Genomic DNA, 20,194 nt, shown 5'->3' with positions numbered 1-20,194 from the left:
AGAAATGGAACACGAGAAATGCAGCGAAACGGGGGAAGCGGCCGCACCATACGTAGCCGCATGGCCGACATCATTCCACCTCTGCCGGACACGCTCACGTTGCACTGCCGCAAGATTGCGACTCGCACGCCCACGGCGCGCATTGCACAATGATGGCATGAACATCGAATTGAACGGCAGACAATGCACGCTGGCGCCGGCCACCACCGTGGCCGCGCTGCTGCAGGCCGAAGGGCTGGGCCAGCGGCGCGTGGCGGTCGAGGTCAACGGCGAGATCGTGCCGCGCGGCGCGCATGCCGAGCACGAACTGCACGCAGGCGACCGGGTCGAGATCGTGCACGCGCTGGGCGGCGGCTGAATCTCACCGCCGCGCGCAGGTGCGCGGGCTCGGCAGGGCCGGTGCGATGGGCGATAATCCGCCGATGAACGCTCCCGCCCCCCACGATGCGCTGGTGATCGCCGGCAAACCCTACCGTTCGCGCCTGCTCACCGGCACCGGCAAGTTCGCCGATCTCGAACAGACCCGCCTGGCCACCGAGGCCGCCGCCGCGCAGATCGTCACCGTGGCGATCCGCCGCAGCAACATCGGCCAGAATCCGGGCGAGCCCAACCTGCTCGACGTGCTGCCGCCGGAGCAGTACACCATCCTGCCCAACACCGCCGGCTGCTACACCGCCGAGGACGCGGTGCGCACCTGCCGGCTGGCGCGCGAACTGCTCGACGGCCACAACCTGACCAAGCTGGAAGTGCTGGGCGACCAGCGCACCCTGTTCCCGGACGTGGTGCAGACCCTCAAGGCCGCGGAAATCCTGGTCGCCGACGGCTTCGAGGTGATGGTCTATACCAGCGACGACCCGATCCTGGCCAAGCGCCTGGAAGAGATCGGCTGCGTGGCGGTGATGCCGCTGGCCGCGCCGATCGGCTCCGGCCTGGGCATCCAAAACCGCTACAACCTGCTGGAGATCATCGACAACGCCAAGGTGCCGATCATCGTCGACGCCGGCGTCGGCACCGCCTCGGACGCGGCGATCGCGATGGAGCTGGGCTGCGACGGCGTGCTGATGAACACCGCCATCGCCGGCGCGCGCAACCCCGTGCTGATGGCCAGCGCCATGCGCAAGGCGGTGGAGGCCGGCCGCGAGGCGTTCCTGGCCGGGCGCATCCCGCGCAAGCGCTACGCCAGCGCCTCCTCGCCGGTCGACGGACTGATCGGGTGAGGCCGCAGGGATGACCGATCCGTTCTCCAGCGCCGGCGCCAAGACCCCGCCGAAACCCTTCACCGTCGAGGAAGGCCATCGCCAGGTGCGCAGCTTCGTGCTGCGCCAGGGCCGCTTCACTCCCGCCCAGCAGCGCGCGTTCGACGCGCTGTGGCCGCGCTTCGGCCTGGACTACAGCGGCCAGCCGCGCGACCTGGACGCCACTTTCGGCCGCAGCGCGCCCAAGGTGCTGGAGATCGGCTTCGGCAACGGCGCCGCCTTGCGCCATGCCGCGCAGCACGATCCGGGCCGCGACTACATCGGCATCGAGGTGCACGCGCCGGGCGTGGGCCGCCTGCTCAACGCCCTGGCCGAGGACGGCGCCGATCACGTGCGCCTGTACCACCACGATGCGGTGGAGGTGCTGCAGCACGAGATCGCCGACGGCAGCCTGGACGAAGTGCGCATCTACTTCCCCGACCCCTGGCACAAGAAGCGCCACAACAAGCGGCGCCTGCTGCAGCCGGCCTTCGCCGCGCTGCTGGTGCGCAAGCTGCGCGCCGGCGGCCGCCTGCACTGCGCCACCGACTGGGCCGATTACGCCGAGCAGATGTGGGACGTGCTCGACGCCACCCCCGGCCTGGTCAACCGCGCCGGCCCGCGCGGCCACGTGCCGCGCCCGGACTGGCGCCCGCAGACCCACTTCGAGACCCGCGGCCAGAATCTGGGGCATGGGGTGTGGGATTTGTTGTACGACCGGGAATCGGGAACGGGGAATGGGGAATCGGAAGAGCCCTCGTCTGCCGCCCCCCGATAGCGACGACCTGCGACGACCGGCCGCTTCTGCCATTCTCCATTCCCGATTCCCCATTCCCGGCCTCGCATGGATACCGCGCTGACGCTGACCACCGATATGAAGCTCGTGCTCGGGCTGGTCGGCTTCACCATGGCGATGTTCGTGTTCGAGCGGATCCGCGCCGACGTGGTGGCGCTGGTGGTGCTGGTGGTGCTCGGGGTGACCGGGCTGATCGCGCCGGAGGAACTGTTCAGCGGCTTCTCCGGTAACGCGGTGATGAGCATCATCGCCACCACCATCCTCGGCGCCGGGCTGGAGCGCACCGGCGCGCTGAACCGGCTGGCCTCGTGGCTGCTGCGCCGGGCGCGCGGGGTCGAGGAACGGCTGATGCTGTTGACCACCGCCATCGCCGGGCTCAATTCCTCGTTCATGCAGAACCCCTCGGTGATGGCGCTGTACCTGCCGGTGGCCTCGCGCCTGGCCGGACGCACCGGGCTGACCCTGCAGCGGCTGCTGCTGCCGATCGCCGCGGCCATCGTGATGGGCGGCGCGCTGACCATGGTCGGCAACTCGCCGCTGATCCTGCTCAACGACCTGCTGCAGTCGGCCAACAACAACCTGCCCTCGGGCATGGCCACCATCGAGCCGCTGCGCATGTTCGCGCCGCTGCCGATCGGCGTGGCGCTGCTGGCGGCTTCGCTGATCTATTTCCGCGTGCGCGGCGACAAGGCGCTGGCCGAAGAAGAGCGGCTGATCAACGACGGCGTCACCCCGGCGCGCACCGAGAGCTACTTCGCCCGCACCTACGGCATCGAAGGCGATGTGTTCGAGCTGATCGTCAGCGCCGACAGTCCGCTGGTCGGCATGACCCTGGGCGAGGCCGAGACCGTGCACAACGCACCGCTGCTGCTCGCCCTGAAGACCGGCAACGACACCCGCCTGGCGCCGCCGGCGGACATGCGCATCTGGGTCGGCAGCGTGCTCGGGGTGATGGGCGCGCGCCAGCAGGTCGCCGACTTCGCGCAGAACCAGTTCCTGCGCCTGTCCTCGCGCCTGCGCAACCTCGGCGATCTGTTCAACCCCAGCCGCGCCGGCATCTCCGAGGCGGTGATCCCGCCGACCTCGCGCTTCATCGGCAAGAGCGCGGCAGAACTGCGCCTGCGCAAGCAGGCCGGGATCAGCCTGCTGGCGATCAACCGCGACAAGCAGGTGATCCGCGAGGACGTGCGCAAGGTGCCGCTGCGCGCCGGCGACATGCTGGTGTTCCACAGCATCTGGCAGGACCTGGCGCAGGCCTCGGAAAGCCGCGACTTCGTGGTGGTCACCGACTACCCCAAGGGCGAGCACCGCCCGCACAAGTTCAAGATCGCGATGACGATCTTCGCCCTGACCATCCTGATCGCGCTGACTTCCAGGCTGCCGGTGGCGCTGACCCTGATGACCGGCGTGGCCGGCATGCTGCTCACCGGCGTGCTGCGCATGGACGAGGCCTACGCGGCGATCAACTGGAAAACCGTGTTCCTGATGGCCGGGCTGATCCCGCTGGGCTGGGCGATGGACAGCAGCGGCGCGGCGGCCTGGGTCGCCGGGCATACCATTGCGCGACTACCCGAGGGCATGCCGGTGTGGGCGCTGGAGATCGCCCTGGGCCTGCTGACCACCGCGTTCTCGCTGGTGATCAGCCATGTCGGCGCGACCATCGTGATGGTGCCGATCGCGGTCAACCTGGCGCTGGCGGCCGGCGGCAATCCCACCGCGTTCGCACTGATCGTGGCGCTGTCGGCGTCCAACAACCTGATGACCGCGTCCAATCCGGTGATCTCGATGATCACCGGCCCGGCCAACTACCAGCCGCGCGAACTGTGGCGCGTCGGCGGCCCGCTGTCGCTGGTCTACACCCTGGTGGTGGTGCTGATGGTCAACCTGATGTCGATGGGCTGGTGGCACGCGCTGTAGCGTGCCCCATCGCAAGCACCTGCGCTGCGCGCTAAACCAGCACCACCTGCCCGTCGCGCACGTCCACCGGCACCGCGTGCAGGCTCTGGCCGCGACAGGGGCCGGACACGCACTCACCGCCCTGCAGTTCGAACGCGGCGCCATGCGCGGCGCACACCACGTGGCCCTCGCGGCTCTTCAGGAACTGCCCCGGCGCCCAGTCCAGGCGGCGCCCGGCATGCGGGCACACGTTCAACCACGCACGCACGCGGTCGCCCTCCCGATACAGCAGCAGCGATTCGGGCTCGCCGCCGATCAGCGCCTCGGCCTCGGCCAGTTCGCCGGAAACCAGGTCGTGCAGCGGCGCCAGCACGGCAGATGATTCGGTCATGGAACGCAGCGCGGGCAGCAAGGGGTGTTCATTCTGGCATGGGCGATCGGCAGCCGTGACGCCGCACGCCCTTCACCCGACGAGCACATGCAAGCCCCTGACCGGAAAGTGTTAATTTTTCGCTTAACGAAGTTTTCACTCCGTCACATAAAACAGCGCCGATACTGCGCCCCTTCGGTTCAAACTGAAACAGAGTTCTGCCATGCGCGCTCGCCTCTTCAATTTCGACCAATTCCGGCACTTGTTCGCGCCGCGCAAGCCGCGCCATCCGCTGGTGAAGCTGGCCGTGGGCCTGCTCGGCCTGGCGATCCTGGCCGGGCTGGTGTTCGTCAGCGTGTTCGTGGGCGCGGCGATGATCCTGGGCGGCATCGCCATGAAGCTGCTGAGCCAGCGCGGCAAGCGCCCGGCCACCGCGCGCCGGCATGTGGTCGATGGCGAGTATCGAGTGGTGCGCAAGCCGGCCTTGCCGCTTTAGAGCTGGGAATGGGGAATCGGGATTGGGGAATCGCGAGAGCGACATCCGCTTCCCTGTTGGAATCGGGTTGAACCCGACGCGCTAAACTGCTGCATCCCCCGTTCGTTGGATGCACGCTCATGAAAGACCTGTTCGCTGCTGCCGAGGCTCCTCGCGTACCTGTGCGCGGCCAGGGGCTTTTCCCGGTGCATCGCATCTACTGCGTGGGTCGCAACTTCGCCGACCACGCGCGTGAGATGGGCGCCAGTGCGCCGGCCTCGAAGGCCGAGCGCGGCCAGCCGACCTTCTTCATGAAACCGGCCGATGCGCTGGTGATCGGCGACGAGGCCGTCCCCTACCCGTCCGCGACCCAGGACCTGCACCACGAAGTGGAACTGGTGGTGGCGCTGGGCCAGGACGCGCCCGCCGGCGTGCTGCCGGTGGACGGCGCCGAGGCCCTGATCCTGGCCTACGGCGTGGGCCTGGACCTGACCCGTCGCGACCTGCAGGCCGCGGCCAAGGCCAAGGGCCTGCCGTGGGACATCGCCAAGGGCTTCGACGCCTCCGCGCCGATCAGCGAGCTGATCCCGGCCGGCGAGGTCGGGGCGCTGGAGGCCTTGAACCTCTCGCTGGAAGTCAACGGCGAAGTCCGTCAGCAGTCGCTGCTGGAGCAGATGATCTGGAACGTGCCGGAGATCCTGCACGAACTGTCCAAGCTGTTCGCGTTGCGCGCCGGCGACCTGGTGTTCATGGGCACGCCGGCCGGCGTGGCCGCGCTGCGCCCGGGCGATCGCTTCAGCGCGCGCCTGGAGAACGTGGCCGAGCGGCACGGCCGCATCGTCGGCTGAGGGGCACGCCTGTCGCGCGGCATACGCACGCCTGTGATTCGACCACCACGGCGACTGCGCTAGGCTAGCGCCGCGGCGACAGGCCCGCACTGACAAGAGAGGAGTCCCGATGAGCATGATCCGCGAATTCAAGGAATTCGCCATGCGCGGCAACGTGCTGGACCTGGCGGTCGGCGTGGTGCTCGGCGCCGCGTTCGGCAAGATCGTCACCGCGCTGGTCGAGAAGATCATCATGCCGCCGATCGGGCTGCTCGTCGGCGGCGTGGATTTCTCGCGCTGGGCATGGACGCTCAAGGCGGCGACGGTGGACGCGGCCGGCAAGCCGGTACCGGCCGTGGTGATCGGCATCGGCGATTTCCTCAACACCATCATCCAGTTCGTGATCGTGGCCTTCGCCATCTTCATGCTGGTCAAGGCGATCAACCGCATCGCCCGCAAGGAACCGCCGGCGCCGAAGGCCCCGACCGAGGAAGTGCTGCTGCTGCGCGAGATCCGCGATTCGCTCAAGCACGAGCCGCGCGCGGAGTAAGCGCGACGGCACACGCGGCTTCCGCCATGGAGGCCGCGTCGTGCACGGCGGTGAGGCACTGCTAAGCTCGCGGTTCCTGTGTCCGCGGAGTTTTCCATGCGTCGTCTTGCCGTCGTCATCGCTGCTGTGCTGAGTCTGTCCTCTCCTGCGGTTGCCGTCGAGGCCACGCGCATCCCGGAGGCGGCACTCCGCGACGCGTCGGCCTTGCGCGAGCGGGCACTGGCCGACGACACCGGCTGGAAGGTGGTCGAGTCGCTGAACACCGAGATCGGCCCCCGGATGGCCGGCAGCGAGGCCGATGCACGCGCGGTGGCCTGGGCCACCGCGAAATTCAAGGCACTCGGCTTCGACAAGGTGTGGACCGAGCCGGTGACGTTCCCCAAATGGGAGCGGCGCAGCGAACACGCGCAGGTGCTCGGCGCGCATGCGCAACCGCTCACCGTCACCGCGCTGGGCGGCAGCCCCGGCGGCACGGTCGAGGCCGAGGTGGTGCGCTTCGCCGACCTGGCTGCGTTGCAGGCGGCGCCGGCCGATACGCTGCGCGGCAAGATCGCCTTCGTCGATTACCAGATGCTGCGCACCCGCGATGGCAAGGACTACGGCAACGGCGGCGCGGTGCGCAGCAAGGGGCCGTCGGAAGCGATCCGCAAGGGCGCGATCGGTTTCGTGATGCGCTCGGCCGGCACCGATTCGCACCGCGTGCCGCATACCGGCATCACCCGCTTCGACGAAGGACTGACGCCGGTGCCGGCGGCGGCGCTGTCGGTGCCCGACGCCAACCAGCTGGCGCGCCTGCTCGCGCGCGGCACGGTACGCCTGCGCCTGGCGCTGGACTGCGGCTGGGACGGCACCGCCACCTCCTACAACGTGATCGGGCAGATCACCGGGCGCACGCTGCCGAACGAGGTGGTGCTGATCGGCGGGCACCTGGATTCCTGGGACCTGGGCACCGGCGCGATCGACGACGGCGCCGGCGTGGCGATCAGCATGGCCGCCGGGCATCTGATCGGCCAGCTCAAGCAGGCTCCCAAGCGCAGCATCCGCGTGGTCGCCTTCGCCAACGAGGAGCAGGGTCTGTACGGCGGCAAGGCCTACGCGCAGGCGCATGCCAAGGACGTGGCGCGGCACCAGATCGCCGCCGAGAGCGACTTCGGCGCCGGCCGCATCTATGCCTTCAACACCGGCTCCGGCGATGCCGCCGGCTCGCGCGCGGCGACCCGGCAGATCGCCGAGGCGCTGGCGCCGCTCGGCATCGCCTATGCGCCGGACGCCGGCGGCCCCGGCCCGGACGTCGGGCCGCTCGCCGCCAGGGGCGGCGCCTGGGCCTGGCTGGCGCAGGACGGCAGCGATTACTTCGATCTGCATCACACCGCCGACGACACCCTGGACAAGATCGACCCGAAGGCGCTGGCGCAGAACGTCGCCGCGTATGCGGTGTTCGCATATCTGGCGGCGCAGGCCGACGGCGGTTTCGGCAGCCAGGCCAAGACAGTGGAACCGCCCAGGGAGTAAAGTAAACCGGACCTGCGCAGGACGCGCGCAGGGGCTTCCCCTCCGCAGCAGCGCCAGGACCTTTGATGGGCATACGGCAACGTCGCGCGGGCTCAGCGGTGACGTTGCTGGATGTAGCCCGCCATGCGGGCGTGTCGCCGATGACTGCTTCGCGCGTGATCAATCGCCACCCGCGCGTGAGCGCTACCATGCGCGAGCGCGTCGAAGCGTCGATCAAGGCGCTCGGCTACCGCCCCAACCTCGCCGGCCGCTCGCTGCGCACCGCAGGACTGGCGCGCATCGGCGTTCTCTACAGCAATCCCAGCGCGGCCTACCTCAACCAGTTCATGCTCGGCATGCTCGAGCAGAGCAGCCTGGAAGGCTGCCAGGTGCTGGTGGAAAAGAGCGACGACAGCGCCAGCCAGCGCGCCGCCACCGAACGCCTGCTTGAGGCCGGTGCCGATGGCCTGATCCTGCCGCCGCCGCTGTGCGATGCGCGGCAGACCATCGCCGAACTGGATGCGCGCGGCATTCCGCTGGTCGCGGTCGCCACCGGCGCACCGATGCCCGGGGTCAGCTCGGTGCGCATCGACGACTACCAGGCGGCGTGCGCGCTCACCCGGCATCTGCTCGACCTGGGCCACCGCGACATCGGCTTCGTCAGCGGCGATCCCGGGCACACGCCCAGCGCGCTGCGCAGCCGCGCGTTCTTCGACACCATGGCCGGGGCCGGGCTGACGGTGGCGCCGGAGCGCGTGGCCGAAGGCCTGTTCACCTACCGCTCCGGCCTGCTCGCGGCCACTGCGTTGCTGCAGGTCGCCCCGCGTCCCAGCGCGATCCTGTGCAGCAACGACGACATGGCCGCGGCAGCGCTGGCGATCGCGCACGGACTGCGCCTGCGCGTTCCCGAGGATCTGTCGATCGCCGGTTTCGACGACACGCCGGTGGCCACCACGATCTGGCCGGAGCTGACCACCATCCACCAGCCGGTCGCGGCGATGGGCAGGGCCGCGGTGACGCTACTGCTCGGCGAAATTCGCCAACGCCGCGACGGACTGCCCAGCCGCGGTACCCATCAGGTGCTGGACTACACCCTGGTCACGCGCGGGTCCACCGCGCCGCCCGCCCCGCGCTGAGCGCCGTCACCGCGTGCGGCAGGCAACGCCTCGAGCGCGCGCGTGCCGGATCACGTCGACCTGGGCCACACCGAGCAGCCCGGTCAACGGCACAGTGGCGCGACGCTGCTGCGGGTCCGCGACCAGGTCCTGACCGCGCAGCAGGTCCAGTAGCCGCTCCGCCAGCGGCATGACCATGTGCCGGCCCCAGCAGCGCTCGGAGGCATGGCCGAACGGCAGGTAGCCGGGCAACGCATCGGGATCCACGCCGTCCCAGCGCTCGGGCCGGAACGCCTCCGGCTCCTCCCACAGCGCCGGATCGCGATGGCTGAGCAAGGGCAGCACCAGCACGTCGTCGGCGGCGCTGATACGCGGATCCAGCGCACCGTACTCGGGCGAGGCATTGCGCAGGATGTTCCAGGACGGCGGCAGCAGGCGCAGGGTTTCGTAGAGGATGTTGCGGTTGCAGACGCGCGCGTCGAACGGCGACCCCAGCCACAGCGCGTTGGCAACCAGCGTGGAAATGGTGAAGCACACCGGCGCGGCGGTGCGCCGGTACAGGCCCATCGCATCGCGGCGCGCGCGGTAGCCGTCGGCCGCGGACAGCAGCGTGGCCAACGCCGAGGCCTCCGCGCACGGCGCCAGCGGTGCGAGCGCGCCGGCGGCGATCACCGCCCAGGTCAGGCGCGGCGTGAGTTCCAGGGTGCGGTCCATCAGCAGGCGCAGCCGCCACGGGTCGCCGCCGAGCAGCAGGTCGCGCAGATAGACATGGCCGATGTGCGGCCATGGACCGGACAGGTCGAGCGTGGGCGGCGGCGGACGCTTCAGCGCCTCGCGCACGTCGCGGCCGATCGCCTGCATCAGTTTCGCCGCTTCGCTGCGCGCGATCGAGCGGCCGTGCAACGGCTTGAAGGTCGGCCGTTCGTGTTCGGTGGCGGGCCGGGCCGCGAGCAGGCGGTCGCTCAGCGCGGCGCCGGCGACACCGACCGTGTCGGCATCCAGGCGGAACGCGTCCTGCCCCACATGCGCGCGCAGCAACGCCTGCAGACGCGGCGCGAAGACCGTGGCGCGCGCATCGCGGTCGACCATGGTGGCGGACATCGCCAGTCTCCTGGAGGAACGACGCCCGGCGCAGCGCATCCGCCGGGCACCGGCCGCACGGCATGCCGCGCGGCATCGCACACGGCGCTCAGTACCAGATGTACCAGGCGTACGACTTCAGCGGCTTCTTCGACGACAGCAGGTGCTTGATGGAGAACAGCAGCTTCATGAGCGACATCTCCGCAGGAGTGACGATGGCCCTTTCGGGCGGGGGACTGCGCGGTTTCGCCGACGCCAGCGCGCGTGGCGCGATCGCATCGGCGAGGCGCGCCTGCACGCTACGCCGCCGGCAGGCCCCTCGCAAACCCGAAACCGGCCGGCGCGCACACTATTGCGTAGCCAAATGCAGCCGCATCTCAGCGCGTGACGCCGTGCTCAGCGCGCCGCACGCCCGTGCGGATGCCGGCTGCGCCAGGTGCCCAGCAACACCGCGGTGGCGGCGGCGACGTTGAGGCTTTCCACCGCGCCGCTGCCGGGGATGGACAGGCGCAGATCGCAGGCCTGCGCGAAGTCGCGGTCCATCCCGTCGCTCTCGGCGCCCATCACGTAGACCAGGCGCTGCGGCAAGGCAGTGGCGAACAGATCGTCGCCGCCGTCCACCAGCGTCGCCGCGAGGGCGAAGCCCGCGCCGCGCAATTGCGCCTGAGCCTGCATCGTGGGCGGCAGCCGCACCAGCGGCACCGCCTCGGCGCCGCCCTCGGCCACGCGCGCGGCGGCACCGGACAGCGCCAGTGCGGCCTGCTCCGGCAACAGGATCGCGCCCACGCCGAAGTGCGCCGCCGAGCGCAGGATCGCGCCGAAATTGTGCGGGTTGCCCACGCCATCCAGCCACAGCGCCAGCGCCGGACCCGGCGCCAGCGCCTGCAGCCAGTCGGCCAGGGCCAGCGGCGCGACGCGCAGCACGTCGGCGACCACGCCCTCGTGGTGGCTGCTGGCGGCGAGCTTGTGCAGATCGGCCTCGTCCACCACGCGGTAGCCGACCCGGTTGGCCACGCACCACTTCAGCAGCGGCTGCAATGCCGGAATCCGCGCCTCGCTCAGGTACAGCTTGCGGATCGCCTCCGGCCGCCGCGCGTACACCGCGCGCACCGCGTTGAGGCCGTAGAGGCGCAGTTCGTTGCGGTTGGTCGCCGCCGCACCCTCGCCCCCGGCCCCTCTCCCGGGGGGAGAGGGGGGATTCCCACCGCGCGAGCGGTTGCCCCAGGGCGAGGTCATCGGCGCACGCCCGCGGCGCAGGCGCACCGCGCCGACGCGGCACAGCGGAAACGAAGGGCATGACGCATGGGACTCTCCTGAAAAACGCACGGGGCGCGCGCCCGGGACGGCGCGCTGTGGGGATTTTCGCTCATCCGCGCCCCACTGGCTGCCCCGGCATGACGCAGCGCGGCCCCGAGACTTGTCTACGTCATGCACCGCAAAGCGCAACCCGCATTCCGGCCGCACCGTGAAGTGGTTCGCTCCCGGCTTCCACCGTGCGGAATTCGCGGCAGCGCATGCGCAAATCCGACAAGCCTGGCGCGCGCATCGGGTCCATTGTCGCCGCTCCTTCCGCCACCATGCAGGCGCCATCGACCCACCATCACCGTGCCATTCGCTTCGCAGACGGGATACCTGCGATGGCCTGCGCCGCCGCATCGCGCAGCGCCGTGCTCCGCGGGCTCCCGAGAACGCACTCCGCATTCTCACGACAAGGCGATTCCCATGCACTCCGACATCCGTCCGTTTTCCTCGTCCGCACGCCGCTGCGTGCACGCCGCCCTGCTGCTGATGCTGCCCCTGCTCGGCCTGAGCGCCAGCGCACTGGCCCAGACTGCCGCGCCCGACGCCCGCCTGGCGCGGGTCGGCGCCCTGCCTGCCGCGCACAAGCCCACCAACGTCCCCGACGACTACATCCAGACGCCGTTCGGCTACTTCGCGCCGGCCTGCGTGCGCCAGGTCCATCGCAGCGACCGCGTGCTCGCCGACGGCGCCCTGCAGCATGCCGATGGCGCGCGCGAACAGGCGCAGGCCTGCACCCAGGACAACTTCACCCCCAACGGCACCCGCGTCCACCCCGACGGACGTGGCCTGGACGGCCAGCCGATCCGCGCTGGCGCGGCGCTGCGGGCAGCGCGCGCGCGCGGCGCGGTGCCGCCGCCGATCACCCACGACTGGGTGCAGTCGGCCATCGACGTGACCGGCAACAAGATGGGGCGCATCGTGGCCAGTTGGACGGTGCCGCAGAACCCGACCAACGTGGCGCAGCAGACGGTGTACTTCTTCCCGGGGATGCAGAGCGACGATCCCACGATCCTGCAACCGGTGCTCGGCTACCGCGGCTACAACGACAGCTGGGACCTGAGCAGTTGGAACTGCTGCCAGGACGGCATGGTGTGGCACAGCGACTTCATCGCGGCCAGGGCCGGCGACCGGATCGTCGGCGACACCTACGCCACCTGCAACAACGGCCTGCCCTGCACGAACTGGAACGTCGACACGCGCAACGTCACCACCGGCCAGAGCGTGCGGCTCAGCACCACCTACGACATCAATTCCCGGACGCACCTGGTGGTGGGCGGTGCGCTGGAAGTCTATGCGGTGGACAGTTGCGACCAATATCCGCCGGACGGGAGCATCACCTTCGATGCGATCGGCGTCTACGACTACCGCATGCAGAAGGTGGCGTCGCCGGCGTGGGTGTCGTACAGCGACAGCTCGGGCCTGGACGTGCAATGCAACTACGCGGTGGACACCACCGCGACCTCGGCCACCATTTCCTACTGAAGCCGTGGCCCGCGCGCGTCGCTCGCACGGGCGACGCGCGACTCAGGCCGCCGCCCCGGTCCGCGCGAACAGGCGCAAATCGCGCGGCTGTCCATCGCGCAACGACAGTTCGCGGCGCGTGCCGATCTCAACGAAGCCGTTCTTCTGCAGCACGCGCGCCGAGCCATGGTTGTCTGGTAGCGTCAACGCCTCGATCCGCTGCAGGCGCAGCGCCGGCACCGCCCAGTCCAGGTAGGCGGCGACGATGCGGGTCATCCGGCCCTGGCCCCAGTGCGCGCGGCCGAGCCAGTAGCCGAGCTCGGCCCGCTCCGGCGCCGGCTGCGCCGCTGCATGCAGGCCGATCCCGCCACAGGCCTCGCCGCCGATCTCGATCGCCAGCACCTGGTCGTTCAGGTCGATCACCTGCCCGCCCAGGAAGGCCTCGCCGTCGGCGCGCGTGTAGGGATGCGGAAAGCGCCGGCTGAGCCCGCGCGCCACCTGGGCGTCGTCGGCGTGGCGGACCAGCGCATCCAGGTCCTCGGCACGCCAGCGCCGCAGCACGATGCCGTCCAGATGCAGTTGCAGATCGCGCCAGGGGGCGGCAGCGGCGGTCTCGGACATCGGCGGCTCCTGCGGCAAGGGACGCGCAGCATAGCCGCCGGCCGCGGCCTGCACGGCGGCGCGATCGTCTACGGCTGAGGGTTTTACCCGACAGACCAGCGAAAGCCAGGCCCGGTAGACTCCCGCGCCGCACCTCGCCTTTCTGTCCAAAGAGCCGTTCCCCGATGCCCTCCGACACCGCCACCACGGCCCGCATTCCGATCTTCATGTACCACAACGTGGCCGAGGCGCCGCGGCACCTGCAGGTGTACCGCAGCCTGTACGTGAGCCCGGGCCGCTTCGCCCGGCAGATGCGCCTGCTGCAGCGGCTGGGCTACCGCGGCGTGTCCATGTCCGACGCCATGCCGTACCTGCGCGGCGAGCGCCAGGGCAAGATCGCGGTGGTCACCCTGGACGACGGCTACCTGGACAACCTGCACGCGGCGCTGCCGGTGCTGCAGCGGCTGGGTTTCACCGCCACGGTGTACATGGTCAGCGGCTGCATCGGCCGCCACAACGTGTGGGATGCGCAGAAGCTGGGCATCGAGAAGCCGCTGATGAACCTCGCCGAGCTGCGCCAGTGGCGCGCCGGCGGCATGGAGATCGGCGCGCATACCCGCTCGCACCCGCACCTCACCGGCTGCAGCGATGCGGCGCTGCGCGAGGAGATCGGCGGCTGCAAGCGCGAACTGGAGGACCTGCTCGGCGAGGCGGTGCCGCAGTTCTGCTACCCCTATGGCGATGTGGACGACCGTGTCGCCGACGTGGTACGCGAGGCCGGCTACACCGCCGCCACCAGCACCCGCCGCGGCCGCGCCCCGGCCGGCTCGGACCCGATGCGCTACCCGCGCATCCAGGTCGCGCGCCACCACCTGCTGCCGCAGTTCGCGCTGCGCGCCTTCACCGCCTACGAGGACCGGCGCGGATGAAATTCCTGTTCGTCGGCACCAATCCCGAAAACACCGGCGCGGCCACCCATTTCGTGGCGCTGGCGCAGGCGCTGGCCGGCGTCGGCCATCAGGTCGAAGTCATCGCCTGCGAGGGCGGCCTGATCGCCGACGAATTGCGCCGCAGCGGCATCACCGTGCACGTCGGGCACTTCCGCAACGTGCTGGACCCGGACGGTTACCGGCCGCTGCTGCGCGTGGCGCGGCGCAGCCGGCCGGACTGGCTGGTGGGCAACTTCGGCAAGGAATACTGGCCGCTGCTGCTGGCCGGACGCGTGCTGGGCATCCCGGTCACGCTGTTCCGCCACCGCACGCCGGCGATGAGTGCGCTGTCCGGCTATGCGATCCCGCGCCTGGCCGCGCGCTTCTTCGCGGTGTCGCACTACGCGCGCCAGGCCTACCTGGAGCGCGGCGTGCCCGAGGCGCTGGTGCAGGTGCTGTACAACCCGGTGACCATGGAGCGGCTGCGCCCGGATCCGGAACGCGGCCGCGCCATCCGCGCCGCGCAGGGCCTGCCCGAGGACGCGATCGTGCTCGGCTACAGCGGGCGCATGCACGCCGGCAAGGGCATCTTCCCGCTGCTGGAAGCCGCTGGGGCGGCGATGGCGGAGGAGCCGCGGCTGCACTGCCTGTGGCTGGGCGACGGCCCGGACGCGGCGCAGTTGCAGGCGCAGGCCGCGGCCCAGCCGCACGGCCAGCGCCACCGCTTCGTCGGCTGGGTCAACGACACCACGCCCTACTACAACGCGATGTCGATGCTGGCGTTCCCGTCGCTGGCGCCGGAAACCTTCGGCCGGGTCTCGGTGGAGGCGCAGGCCAGCGGCGTGCCAGTGCTGGCCAGCCACGTCGGCGGCACCGCGGAGACGCTGGACCCCGGGGTCAGCGGCGAACTGCTCACGCCCGGCGACGTGGACGGCTGGCGCGATGCGATCCTGCGCCTGTGCGACGGCGAACGGCGCCAGCGCATGGGCCAGGCCGGGCGCGACTTCGTGCAGCGCCATTTCGGTGGCGCGGTGATCGCCGCGCAGTTCGTACACCTGCTGCAGCAGCCGCGCTGCGCGCCGCAGCCGCTGGCGCCGTCGCGCGTCGATCCGGCCTGAGCGCGGCTGCCTGAGCGGCCCGGCTCAGGCGTGGCCGCCGACCGACGGCGTCTGCGCTTCCAGTTGCTGCAGGCGCTGCTGCACCGCGTCCGGCGAGCGCGTGTACGGCGCCAGCAGCGCATAGAAGGCCGGCACCACGAACAGCGACAGCAGCGTGGACACCGACACGCCGAAGATCACCACGATGCCGATGGTGGCGCGGCTGGCCGATCCGGGGCCGCCGGCGACCACCAGCGGGATCGCGCCGACCACGGTGGCCAGCGAGGTCATCAGGATCGGCCGCAATCGCACCGCCGAGGCTTCTACAATCGCATCGCGCACGCTGCGCCCGGCATCGCGCAACTGATTGGCGAACTCGACGATCAGGATGCCGTTCTTGGCCGCCAGCCCGACCAGCATCACGATGCCGATCTGACTGAACATGTTGAGCGTACCGCCGCTGATCGCCAGGCCGATCAGCGCGCCGAGCACGCCCAGCGGCACGGTCAGCATGATCACCAGCGGGTGGATGAAGCTCTCGAACTGCGCCGCCAGCACCAGGTACACGATCAGCAGCGCCAGGGCGAAGGTCAGCAGCACCGCGCCGCCGGCCTTCTGGTACTCGCGCGATTCGCCCTTCCAGTCGAGCTGCGCGTAATCGGGCAGTTCCTCGCGCGCCACCTGCTGCGCCCAGGCGATCGCCTCGCCGAGCGGATAGCCCGGGGCCAGGCCGGCGTTGATGGTGATGGCACGCAGGCGATTGAAGCGGTGCAGGTTGCCCGGCTCGGCGACTTCGCGCAGGGTCACCAGGTTGGACAGCGGGATCAGCTGGCCGCTGTCGGCGCGTACCCGGATCGCCGCCAGGTCGGCCGGATCGGCGCGGCCGTCGCGACTGGCCTGCAGCATCACGTCGTACTCCTCGCCGTTGTCGACGAAGGTGGTGACCTGGCGCGCGCCCATCAGCGTCTCCAGCGCGCGGCCGATCTCGGTCACCGGCACGCCGAGGTCGGCTGCCCGCTGGCGGTCGATCTCCACACGCATCTGCGGCCGGGTTTCCTTGTAGTCCGAGTCCGCCCCGACCAGGCCAGGGTTGTCGGCGATGCGCGCGAGCAGGCGGTCGCGCCACTGCGCGATCTCGGCGTAGTCGGGGCCGCCGAGCACGATCTGGAACGGTTGCCCGCGGCTGTTGACCAGGCCGCCGCCGACCTGGGTGCGCGCACGCACGCCGGGCAAGGCGCGCAACTCTTCCTGCAGCGTCGCGGCGACGTCGGCGGTGGCCACGTCGCGGTCGCTCCAGTCGCGCAGGAACACGCTGACCCGGCCGGTGTGCATCTCCTCGCTGGCGCCGAAACTGCCGGGCACGCGCGGATTGGCGCGCGCGATCGGCTGGCCGTCGCCGCGGTGGCGGTCGAGGATGGCCTCGACATGGTGCATCTGCCCCACCGTGTAGTCGAAGCCGGCGCCTTCCGGCGCATCGATCATCACCTGGAACGAGCCGCGGTCCTCGGCCGGCGCCAGTTCCGAGGGAATCATCCGCGCCAGCAGCGCGCTGGCCGCCAGCGCCGCCAGCATCAGCGCGCCGAACACCCAGGCGCGGCCGACGTGGCGCTCGAGCACGCGCCGATAGCGCGCGCTCAGCCCCTGCAGCCGCGCCTCGACCCAGCCGTGCACGCGGTTGGGCTTTTCGCGCGCGTGCGCCTTGAGCAGCTTGGACGACATCATCGGGGTCAGGGTCAGCGCGACGAAGGCGGAGATCGCCACCGCCGCGGCCAGCGCCACCGCCAGTTCGCGGAACAGGCGCCCGGTGTTGCCTTCGAGGAAGCCGACCGGCAGGAACACCGCCACCAGCACCGCGGTGGTGGCGATCACCGCGAAGGCGACCTGCGCGGTGCCGCGCCGCGCCGCCACCAGCGCCGGTTCGCCCAGGTCGACGCGACGCTGGATGTTCTCCACCACCACGATCGCGTCGTCCACCACCAGGCCGATGCACAGCACCAGGGCGAGCAGGGTCAGCAGGTTGATCGAGAAGCCGAACGCATACAGCGCGATGAACGCGGCCACCAGGCACACCGGCACCGTCACCGCCGGGATCAGCGCCGCGCGCACGCTGCCCAGGAACAGCCAGATCACCACCAGCACCAGCACCACCGCCTCGATCAGGGTGTGGTAGACGCGTTCCACCGAGGCATCGATGAACACGGTGGAATCGAAGGCGACGAAGATCTGCGTGCCCTTGGGCAGGGTCTGCTGGATCTGCTGCGCGGCCGCGCGCGCGGCACGGGCCACATCCAGGCTGTTGGCGGTGGAGGTCTTGACGATGCCCAGGCCGACGTTGGGCACGCCGTTGCTGCGGAAGTAGGCGCGGCGCTCGGCCGAGGCCAGTTCCACCTTGGCCACGTCGCCCAGCCGCACCACGTAGCCGTCGCGGCCCTTGCCGAGCGGAATCGTGGCGAAATCCGCCGGTGCGCGGTAGCTGCGCTCCACGCGCAGGGTGAAGTCGCGGTCGGCCGACTCCAGGCGGCCGGCCGGCAGTTCGACGTTCTCGCGGGCCAGCGCGTTCTCCACGTCGGCCACGGTGAGATCCCGCGCGGCCAACTGGTCGCGGTCCAGCCAGATCCGCATCGCATAGCGCTGGCGCCCGCCCAGGCGCACCTGCGCCACGCCGTCGATGCTGGACAGGCGATCCACCACGTAGCGTTCGGCGTAGTCGGACAGCTGCAGCGCATCCATCGTGCTGGAGCTCATGTTGAGCCACAGGATGGCGTCGGCATCGGCCTCGACCTTGGCGATCTCCGGCGCGTCGGCCCCGTCGGGCAGGCGGTCGAGCACGCGGCTGACCGCGTCGCGCACGTCGTTGGCGGCGGCCTCGATGTCGCGAGTGGCGCGGAACTCGATGCTGATGTCGGCCACGCCGTTGGAACTGCGCGCCTGGATCGTCTCGATGCCTTCGATGCCGGCCAGCGCGTCCTCCAGCACCTGCGTGATGCGGCTCTCCACCACCGCCGCCGAGGCGCCGGGGTAGCGCACCTCCACCGACACGATCGGCGGCTCGATCGCCGGCAGCTCGCGCAGGGTCAGCCGGCTGTACGCCATCACCCCCAACACCACCAGCAACAGGCTCATCACCGCGGCGAACACAGGCCGGGTGATGGAGACGTCGGACAGCCTCATCGGGCGCGTTCCGCGGCGCCACTACCGGGACTCGGGCCGGTGGTGGCGGGAGCGGCTGCGGCAGTCGACCTCGCATCGACCACCGCCACGCCCGGACGCAGCTTGCCGGTACCCTCGACCACGATGCGCTGGCCGGGCTGCAGGCCGTCGACGATCTCGACCAGGCCGTCGCGGCGCGCGCCGGTGCGCACGTCGGCGCGGGCCACGGTGGCGTCGGCGCCGACGCGATAGACGAAAGCGTCGCGCCCCACCTGCACCACCGCGATCTCCGGGATCACCAGCGCCTGCCGGGCGGGCCGATACAGGCGCACGTCCATCAGCATGCCCGGGCGCAGCGCGCGGTCGGCATTGTCGAACGCGGCACGCACGGTGACCGCGCGGGTGGCGCTATCCACCCGCGCGTCCACGGTGGCGACCTTGCCATCGAAGGCGCGGCCCGGATAGGCCACGCTGCGGCCGCCGACGGCATCGCCCGCCTTCACCGTCGACAGCGCCACCTCCGGCACCTGGAAATCCACGTAGACCTGGGCCACGTCGTCGAGCGTGGCGATGGTCGCGTCGGGCGTCAGCAGCGCGCCGGGGCTGACCTGGCGCAGGCCGAGCACGCCGGCGAACGGCGCGCGCACGCTGCGGTCGCCGATCTCCGCGCGCATCTGCAGCACCCGCGCCTGCGCGGCATCGCGCAGCGCGCGTTGCGTGTCCAGTTGCGCGCGCGACACCAGTTGCCGCCCGACCAGTTCGCTCTGCCGCCGATACAGTTGCTCGGCCTCGGTGTAGGTGGCCTCCGCCTCGCGCAACGCCGCCTGCTGGCCCTGCCCGCGCAGCGTCACCAGCGGCGCGCCGGCCGCTACTTCCTGGCCACTCTCGAAATGCACGCGCTCCACGATCTCGCTGACCTTGGCGGTCAGCGTCACCGATTCGCGGGCCTTGACCGTGCCCAGCGCGGCCAGGCTGTCGTTCCACTCACGGGGCTGCACCGTCTGCAGCGTCACCGGAATCGCGGCACTGGCCGCGGCCGGCGCCGGGGCCTTGCCGCAACCGGCGAGCACGAGCGCGAGCGAGGACAACAGAAGGCACACCAGGCGGACGCCGGCGCGTGGTCGGTGCGGCATGGAGATCCCGGACGCGTGGAGTTCGACCCAGTCTAACGGCCTGGCGTGACGGGCGTTGACACGTCGCAACCATGACCGACGACCCTTGCCGGCCAACGCATGCGCTGCGCGATGAGACGCAGCGCACGCGTGGCGCGGCTTGGGCCGCGCAATCAGTCCTTGCCGGTACGACGCCGGGTGAAGTACGGATAGGCCACCACGAAGGCAAGCGCCGATGCAGTCCCAAGCAGCATGCGCACCGCCTGCCCCAGGGTGTGCGGCACATACAGGGCATGTGCCGACGCGTCATACCAGATCGCGTGCAGCATCATCAATCCGAACGAGGCCATTGGCAGTCCGAACACCAACCAGCCGAAAAAGCGCAGCGCCGGCGACGTACGCCCCTCGGCTAATTTGCCGACGACCTCTGTGCTGGCCAGGTGGTACTGGAACGGATCGGAGGTGGCGTATCTGGGCGGCGGCGGCGGCGCTGGCTCGGGCTGCACCGGCTGATGCGTCACCTGTTCGGCGCACGCCGGTTGGACCAGTTCGGCCACATTGGTTCTGGCCAACACGTCATGCAGCTTCGGATCCATGCGTTCCCCCTGAACGTTGCCCGGCAGCGTCGTCCGCCACCGAATCCGCCATCCCTGCGCCTGCCGCGCGAGTGCGTGCCGCATAGCATGCGGGCGGCGCAGGGACCTGGCA

The 20,194-nt window shown here is 70.6% G+C and carries 20 protein-coding genes; 12 read left to right on the top strand and 8 right to left on the bottom strand.

The genetic code is table 11. The features are described 5' to 3' along the window. The first annotated feature begins 157 nt into the window (after nucleotides 1-157). The 4 genes from thiS to CEK69_RS00920 all read left to right on the top strand — a co-directional run bounded on the left by thiS (nucleotide 158) and on the right by CEK69_RS00920 (nucleotide 3,948). A complete protein-coding gene (gene thiS / locus CEK69_RS00935; protein WP_017914741.1) occupies nucleotides 158-358 on the top strand; it encodes a sulfur carrier protein ThiS in 201 nt (66 codons plus the stop codon). A gap of 64 nt (nucleotides 359-422) precedes the next feature. Next, nucleotides 423-1,217 (top strand): thiazole synthase, encoded by a 795-nt coding sequence (locus tag CEK69_RS00930; RefSeq protein WP_017910410.1) that lies wholly within the window; start codon nucleotides 423-425, stop codon nucleotides 1,215-1,217. 10 nt (nucleotides 1,218-1,227) lie between these two features. Next, nucleotides 1,228-2,013 carry a tRNA (guanosine(46)-N7)-methyltransferase TrmB gene (gene trmB / locus CEK69_RS00925; protein WP_152243252.1) on the top strand — a complete coding sequence of 262 codons (786 nt, stop codon included), beginning with the start codon at nucleotides 1,228-1,230 and terminating at the stop codon, nucleotides 2,011-2,013. A 66-nt stretch (nucleotides 2,014-2,079) separates the two neighbouring features. Then, entirely contained in the window at nucleotides 2,080-3,948 is a 1,869-nt protein-coding gene (locus CEK69_RS00920) for an SLC13 family permease (protein WP_010341810.1), read from the top strand. 31 nt (nucleotides 3,949-3,979) lie between these two features. Here CEK69_RS00920 and CEK69_RS00915 read toward each other — a convergent pair whose 3' ends face one another. Next, entirely contained in the window at nucleotides 3,980-4,318 is a 339-nt protein-coding gene (locus CEK69_RS00915; protein ID WP_152181786.1) for a Rieske (2Fe-2S) protein, read from the bottom strand. Between the two features lie 202 nt (nucleotides 4,319-4,520). On the opposite strand from CEK69_RS00915, the gene CEK69_RS00910 reads away from it, so the two are divergent. The 5 genes from CEK69_RS00910 to CEK69_RS00890 all read left to right on the top strand — a co-directional run bounded on the left by CEK69_RS00910 (nucleotide 4,521) and on the right by CEK69_RS00890 (nucleotide 8,776). After that, nucleotides 4,521-4,793 (top strand): hypothetical protein, encoded by a 273-nt coding sequence (locus tag CEK69_RS00910; RefSeq protein WP_010341808.1) that lies wholly within the window; start codon nucleotides 4,521-4,523, stop codon nucleotides 4,791-4,793. Between the two features lie 119 nt (nucleotides 4,794-4,912). After that, on the top strand, nucleotides 4,913-5,620 hold the full coding sequence (locus CEK69_RS00905) for a fumarylacetoacetate hydrolase family protein (RefSeq protein ID WP_017914737.1): 708 nt from the start codon (nucleotides 4,913-4,915) through the stop codon (nucleotides 5,618-5,620). Nucleotides 5,621-5,729: 109 nt separating this feature from the next. Further along, nucleotides 5,730-6,149 (top strand): large-conductance mechanosensitive channel protein MscL, encoded by a 420-nt coding sequence (mscL, locus tag CEK69_RS00900; RefSeq protein WP_019802352.1) that lies wholly within the window; start codon nucleotides 5,730-5,732, stop codon nucleotides 6,147-6,149. Between the two features lie 96 nt (nucleotides 6,150-6,245). Continuing rightward, nucleotides 6,246-7,661: a M28 family peptidase gene (locus CEK69_RS00895; protein WP_152243250.1), complete on the top strand. Its 1,416-nt coding sequence runs from the start codon at nucleotides 6,246-6,248 to the stop codon at nucleotides 7,659-7,661. A gap of 62 nt (nucleotides 7,662-7,723) precedes the next feature. Next, the gene (locus tag CEK69_RS00890) at nucleotides 7,724-8,776 is read left to right on the top strand and encodes a LacI family DNA-binding transcriptional regulator (protein WP_026143254.1); all 1,053 of its coding nucleotides are present in this window, start codon (nucleotides 7,724-7,726) and stop codon (nucleotides 8,774-8,776) included. 6 nt (nucleotides 8,777-8,782) lie between these two features. On the opposite strand, the gene CEK69_RS21395 is transcribed toward CEK69_RS00890, so the two are convergent. The 3 genes from CEK69_RS21395 to CEK69_RS00875 form a co-directional block, all read right to left on the bottom strand. Further along, nucleotides 8,783-9,856 carry a cytochrome P450 gene (locus tag CEK69_RS21395; RefSeq protein WP_152243249.1) on the bottom strand — a complete coding sequence of 358 codons (1,074 nt, stop codon included), beginning with the start codon at nucleotides 9,854-9,856 and terminating at the stop codon, nucleotides 8,783-8,785. Between the two features lie 88 nt (nucleotides 9,857-9,944). Then, nucleotides 9,945-10,034: a tryptorubin family RiPP precursor gene (locus CEK69_RS21155; RefSeq protein WP_017911958.1), complete on the bottom strand. Its 90-nt coding sequence runs from the start codon at nucleotides 10,032-10,034 to the stop codon at nucleotides 9,945-9,947. Between the two features lie 197 nt (nucleotides 10,035-10,231). Next, nucleotides 10,232-11,071: a TrmH family RNA methyltransferase gene (locus CEK69_RS00875; RefSeq protein ID WP_152243247.1), complete on the bottom strand. Its 840-nt coding sequence runs from the start codon at nucleotides 11,069-11,071 to the stop codon at nucleotides 10,232-10,234. Nucleotides 11,072-11,557: 486 nt separating this feature from the next. Between CEK69_RS00875 and CEK69_RS00870 the strand changes: the two genes are divergently transcribed. Then, a complete protein-coding gene (locus CEK69_RS00870; RefSeq protein WP_150410285.1) occupies nucleotides 11,558-12,619 on the top strand; it encodes a hypothetical protein in 1,062 nt (353 codons plus the stop codon). Between the two features lie 42 nt (nucleotides 12,620-12,661). Here the strand turns inward: CEK69_RS00870 and CEK69_RS00865 are convergent, their stop codons facing one another. Continuing rightward, the gene (locus tag CEK69_RS00865; protein WP_226974990.1) at nucleotides 12,662-13,219 is read right to left on the bottom strand and encodes a GNAT family protein; all 558 of its coding nucleotides are present in this window, start codon (nucleotides 13,217-13,219) and stop codon (nucleotides 12,662-12,664) included. A 164-nt stretch (nucleotides 13,220-13,383) separates the two neighbouring features. Here CEK69_RS00865 and CEK69_RS00860 point away from each other — a divergent pair, with 164 nt between their 5' ends. Together CEK69_RS00860 and CEK69_RS00855 are read left to right on the top strand one after the other, a co-directional pair. Further along, on the top strand, nucleotides 13,384-14,127 hold the full coding sequence (locus CEK69_RS00860; protein WP_152243243.1) for a polysaccharide deacetylase family protein: 744 nt from the start codon (nucleotides 13,384-13,386) through the stop codon (nucleotides 14,125-14,127). Further along, a complete protein-coding gene (locus CEK69_RS00855) occupies nucleotides 14,124-15,245 on the top strand; it encodes a glycosyltransferase family 4 protein (RefSeq protein ID WP_148828493.1) in 1,122 nt (373 codons plus the stop codon). The genes CEK69_RS00860 and CEK69_RS00855 overlap by 4 nt, the downstream gene beginning before the upstream one ends. 24 nt (nucleotides 15,246-15,269) lie before the next feature. Here CEK69_RS00855 and CEK69_RS00850 read toward each other — a convergent pair whose 3' ends face one another. The 3 genes from CEK69_RS00850 to CEK69_RS00840 form a co-directional block, all read right to left on the bottom strand. After that, nucleotides 15,270-18,395 (bottom strand): efflux RND transporter permease subunit, encoded by a 3,126-nt coding sequence (locus tag CEK69_RS00850; RefSeq protein ID WP_152243241.1) that lies wholly within the window; start codon nucleotides 18,393-18,395, stop codon nucleotides 15,270-15,272. Further along, nucleotides 18,392-19,507 (bottom strand): efflux RND transporter periplasmic adaptor subunit, encoded by a 1,116-nt coding sequence (locus CEK69_RS00845; RefSeq protein WP_152243239.1) that lies wholly within the window; start codon nucleotides 19,505-19,507, stop codon nucleotides 18,392-18,394. Before CEK69_RS00845 ends, CEK69_RS00850 begins: the two co-directional genes overlap by 4 nt. A 152-nt stretch (nucleotides 19,508-19,659) precedes the next feature. After that, complete coding sequence (locus CEK69_RS00840) at nucleotides 19,660-20,082, bottom strand: hypothetical protein (protein ID WP_152182694.1); 423 nt, start codon at nucleotides 20,080-20,082, stop codon at nucleotides 19,660-19,662. Between the last annotated feature and the right edge of the window lie 112 nt (nucleotides 20,083-20,194).

The sequence above is a fragment of the Xanthomonas sp. LMG 12462 genome (assembly GCF_009192885.1).
Classification (GTDB): Bacteria; Pseudomonadota; Gammaproteobacteria; order Xanthomonadales; family Xanthomonadaceae; genus Xanthomonas_A; species Xanthomonas_A sontii.
This window is presented reverse-complemented; position numbering and strand designations above follow the sequence as displayed.

Coding starts and splice junctions, on each gene's coding strand:
- CEK69_RS00875 (WP_152243247.1), bottom strand. CDS start 11,071: ATGACCTCGCCCTGGGGCAACCGCTCGCGCGGTGGGAATCCCCCCTCT.
- CEK69_RS00865 (WP_226974990.1), bottom strand. CDS start 13,219: ATGTCCGAGACCGCCGCTGCCGCCCCCTGGCGCGATCTGCAACTGCAT.
- CEK69_RS00860 (WP_152243243.1), top strand. CDS start 13,384: ATGCCCTCCGACACCGCCACCACGGCCCGCATTCCGATCTTCATGTAC.
- CEK69_RS00850 (WP_152243241.1), bottom strand. CDS start 18,395: ATGAGGCTGTCCGACGTCTCCATCACCCGGCCTGTGTTCGCCGCGGTG.
- CEK69_RS00855 (WP_148828493.1), top strand. CDS start 14,124: ATGAAATTCCTGTTCGTCGGCACCAATCCCGAAAACACCGGCGCGGCC.
- CEK69_RS00845 (WP_152243239.1), bottom strand. CDS start 19,507: ATGCCGCACCGACCACGCGCCGGCGTCCGCCTGGTGTGCCTTCTGTTG.
- CEK69_RS00895 (WP_152243250.1), top strand. CDS start 6,246: ATGCGTCGTCTTGCCGTCGTCATCGCTGCTGTGCTGAGTCTGTCCTCT.
- CEK69_RS00840 (WP_152182694.1), bottom strand. CDS start 20,082: ATGGATCCGAAGCTGCATGACGTGTTGGCCAGAACCAATGTGGCCGAA.
- CEK69_RS00910 (WP_010341808.1), top strand. CDS start 4,521: ATGCGCGCTCGCCTCTTCAATTTCGACCAATTCCGGCACTTGTTCGCG.
- thiS (WP_017914741.1), top strand. CDS start 158: ATGAACATCGAATTGAACGGCAGACAATGCACGCTGGCGCCGGCCACC.
- CEK69_RS00915 (WP_152181786.1), bottom strand. CDS start 4,318: ATGACCGAATCATCTGCCGTGCTGGCGCCGCTGCACGACCTGGTTTCC.
- trmB (WP_152243252.1), top strand. CDS start 1,228: ATGACCGATCCGTTCTCCAGCGCCGGCGCCAAGACCCCGCCGAAACCC.
- CEK69_RS00905 (WP_017914737.1), top strand. CDS start 4,913: ATGAAAGACCTGTTCGCTGCTGCCGAGGCTCCTCGCGTACCTGTGCGC.
- mscL (WP_019802352.1), top strand. CDS start 5,730: ATGAGCATGATCCGCGAATTCAAGGAATTCGCCATGCGCGGCAACGTG.
- CEK69_RS21395 (WP_152243249.1), bottom strand. CDS start 9,856: ATGTCCGCCACCATGGTCGACCGCGATGCGCGCGCCACGGTCTTCGCG.
- CEK69_RS00870 (WP_150410285.1), top strand. CDS start 11,558: ATGCACTCCGACATCCGTCCGTTTTCCTCGTCCGCACGCCGCTGCGTG.
- CEK69_RS00930 (WP_017910410.1), top strand. CDS start 423: ATGAACGCTCCCGCCCCCCACGATGCGCTGGTGATCGCCGGCAAACCC.
- CEK69_RS21155 (WP_017911958.1), bottom strand. CDS start 10,034: ATGTCGCTCATGAAGCTGCTGTTCTCCATCAAGCACCTGCTGTCGTCG.
- CEK69_RS00920 (WP_010341810.1), top strand. CDS start 2,080: ATGGATACCGCGCTGACGCTGACCACCGATATGAAGCTCGTGCTCGGG.